Below are 3091 nucleotides of genomic sequence, written 5' to 3'. Positions count from 1 at the left end.
TATGGCATGGGTTATGGTGGTTATGGTTACGGCTATTACGATGAGGATAGCGTGAGTAAGAATAAGTTCTTAAGAAAAAACTGATAATAGAATAGACAGATTCTATTAATGAGAGAGCCATGCTGTTTATGTGATATAAGACAAAGCTTAAGAAGATGGTTTCTTCCGTTCATTAGTTATAAATAATAAAATTTGAAGAAAATATTAGTAACAGGTGCTGCGGGTTTTATAGGATTCCATATTGCAAAAGCCTTATTGGACAGGGGTGATGCTGTAGTGGGGTATGATAATATAAACGACTACTACGATGTGAGTTTGAAGTATGGGCGTCTAAAAAAGCTCGGGATTAACAAAGAAGAAATTAAGGGGCACAATATTACAAACAGTGAATTGTTCCCTAATTTTAAATTTGTTAAAGGCGATCTCTGCGATAGAGATTTTCTCAATAAACTATTTGCATTAGAAACATTTGATCATGTCATTAATTTAGCTGCTCAAGCTGGAGTACGTTATTCTGTTGAGAACCCTCAAGCTTATTTGGATGCCAATGTCCAAGGGTTTTTAAATATTCTAGAAGCTTGTAGAAAGTACCCGGTGGATCATCTGGTATATGCATCTTCCAGCTCAGTTTATGGCAGCAATACACAAATGCCTTTTTCTGTCCATCATCATACCGATCATCCTTTGTCACTGTATGCGGCTACTAAGAAAAGTAATGAATTGATGGCTCACACTTACAGTCATTTATTTGATATACCTACAACAGGCATTCGTTTTTTTACGGTATATGGTAGTTGGGGACGACCAGATATGGCACTTTTTCTGTTTGCCGAGGCCATAAATAATGCTCAGAAGATAAAGGTATTTAACCACGGGGAAATGGAACGAGATTTTACTTATGTAGGAGATATTGTTGAGGGGGTTATGGCCGTCTTGGATCAACCTGCGAGGCCAAATCCTGTCTTTGACAAAACTAGCCCTGATGCGGGAAGTTCTGACGCGCCCTATAGATTGTATAATATTGGCAATAGCAAACCTGTAAAACTGATGGAATACATAAAGGCTTTAGAAAAAGCTATGGGTAAAACTGCTGAAAAGGAGTTTTTACCTATGCAGGCTGGAGATGTGAAAAAGACCTATGCCGATGTGCAAGACTTAAGACAAGATTTTAATTATCAACCTAATACACCATTGAAAGAAGGTATTCAAGAGTTTGTTGAATGGTATTTGGCATATAAGCAATCGTGAATATAGCCTGTTATGAATAATAATGGAGTTTGTAATAAGTAATGGTTATAAGTTTACGCTAGTTCTATTGTAGCCTTCCAAAAGGATTGAATATCCTCTTTAAATTAGCTCAGACTAAAATATAATATAGATGCTAAAAAAAGTGCTAAAGAGATTAATTAAAAGACCTAAAAAAAAGCAAAAATCAGAATTGGATTTTTCAAGTGAGGAGGAGTATTATGAGTATTTATTTACTACCAATACGAAGTGGAGCAGTAAATTACCTAATAAGGATGAGGCACAAAGGTGGAATGCAATTTTTGGTCATATTAATTATCTGAAAGCGCATAGCCAAAACAAAGACAGGCTATCAATTCTTGATCTTGGAAGTGGTAGAGGTTGGTTAAGCAATTTATTGTCTAAATATGGCGAAGTGGTGGGCATAGAGCCTGTTAAACCGGTTGTTGAATTTTCAAAAAAACTTTACCCCGATATTGAATTTTATTCTGGTTTTATTTCTGAATACAAATCATTATTAAAAGAGAAAGAATTGGATTTGATAGTGTGCAGTGAAGTGATTGAGCACGTACCTGATAAATTTAAGATAGAATTTTGCTCGGATTTATTTGAGGTGTTAAGTGAAAATGGATATTTAATACTAACTACTCCCAGAAATGAGATTCAAAAGGAATACGTGGCAGCTTATGGGAATCCGGGGCAACCTATAGAGGAGTGGGTTGGTACTGAGGAAGTTGAAAAAATGTTTGAGTTAGTTGGTTTTACTTCCTTGAATTATATTGGCGTAAATTTGCCACATCTATCTAAGTGCCCTGATTTAGAGATTTATCAGACTTGGTTGTTCAAGAAATAGAAATGAGATATCCATTTTTTTCAATTATCATACCTTGCTACAATCACGGGAAGTACTTGAATGAATGTATCGATTCTATCCTGAATCAAAGGTTTGATAACTATGAAGTTATTATAGTAAATGATGGTAGTACAGATGATTCTTTATCAATTGCACAAAGTTTAGCCAAAAATAGCCTTAAAATATCAGTAATAGATAAAACTAACGGGGGACTTTCTTCTGCAAGAAATGCTGGGCTTGCGTCAGCTTCAGGTCAATATTTACAATTTTTAGATGCCGATGATCTATTATACCCTGATGCCCTTGATCATGTAAATAAGAAAATTGAAAACTCAGACCATCCTGAACTAATACAGACAGCTTATGCTTATTTTAAAAATGATAAGATTTTTCACAATGTAATACCTAATACTGACAAACATATATACCCGGCTGTTTTGAATCATAATATTGGTCCCTGCCATTCTATTTTTATTAATAAGGAAGCAATCCATTCTTTAGGTAGCTTTGATGAGAACTTACGAAGTGCTGAGGATTGGGATATGTGGATGAGGGCAGCTAAAGCGAATTATAGGTTAGAGGTAGTTACTGATGTTTGTGTAGGATACAGATATGTAGCTGATAGTATGAGTAGAAATGCTTTTGTAATGTATGAGGCTTTGAGTGAAGTCATTTCTCGTGCGCATAAATTGGACAAAAGAATTAAGGTAAGTTCCAAACTTAATAAAGATTTAGAAAATTATGATATGGCTCGACCTATGAAAAAGTTACTGATGACCTGCTTGGGTGTGAGCGTTATGCAGGGAGACATAGATTCATCCATAAAGTTATATCAAACTGAAAATAAGAAATATAATCTAAGTGTTGACCCTAAAGATTTTAAAGATATGTATTCCTACTTGACATTCCGTTATTGGAATAAGAAAAAGGAAATTATTTTCATTTTAGAAAGCTTACGTCCTCATTATTGGAATTTTCTTAAAGGGTTAGGCC

At 34.8% G+C, this 3091-nt stretch carries 3 protein-coding genes; all 3 read left to right on the top strand.

Translation table 11 applies throughout. From position 1 onward, the window contains the following. Window positions 1-192: 192 nt before the first annotated feature. Window positions 193-1248 (top strand): NAD-dependent epimerase, encoded by a 1056-nt coding sequence (locus E1140_RS00920; RefSeq protein ID WP_155178080.1) that lies wholly within the window; start codon window positions 193-195, stop codon window positions 1246-1248. A gap of 130 nt (window positions 1249-1378) precedes the next feature. Further along, window positions 1379-2098 (top strand): class I SAM-dependent methyltransferase, encoded by a 720-nt coding sequence (locus E1140_RS00915; protein WP_155178078.1) that lies wholly within the window; start codon window positions 1379-1381, stop codon window positions 2096-2098. A 2-nt stretch (window positions 2099-2100) separates the two neighbouring features. After that, window positions 2101-3091, top strand: a 991-nt coding sequence (locus tag E1140_RS00910) for a glycosyltransferase family 2 protein (protein WP_155178076.1), incomplete at its 3' end; no start/stop codon positions are given.

Source organism: Fulvivirga lutimaris (genome assembly GCF_009711525.1).
GTDB classification, from domain to species: domain Bacteria; phylum Bacteroidota; class Bacteroidia; order Cytophagales; family Cyclobacteriaceae; genus Fulvivirga; species Fulvivirga lutimaris.
The sequence above is the reverse complement of the archived record's forward strand: the minus strand, read 5'-3'. Positions and strand labels throughout refer to the sequence as shown.

What these genes read in the sequence shown, in the direction of transcription:
- E1140_RS00915 (WP_155178078.1), top strand. Translation starts at nt 1,379, where the DNA reads ATGCTAAAAAAAGTGCTAAAGAGATTAATTAAAAGACCTAAAAAAAAG.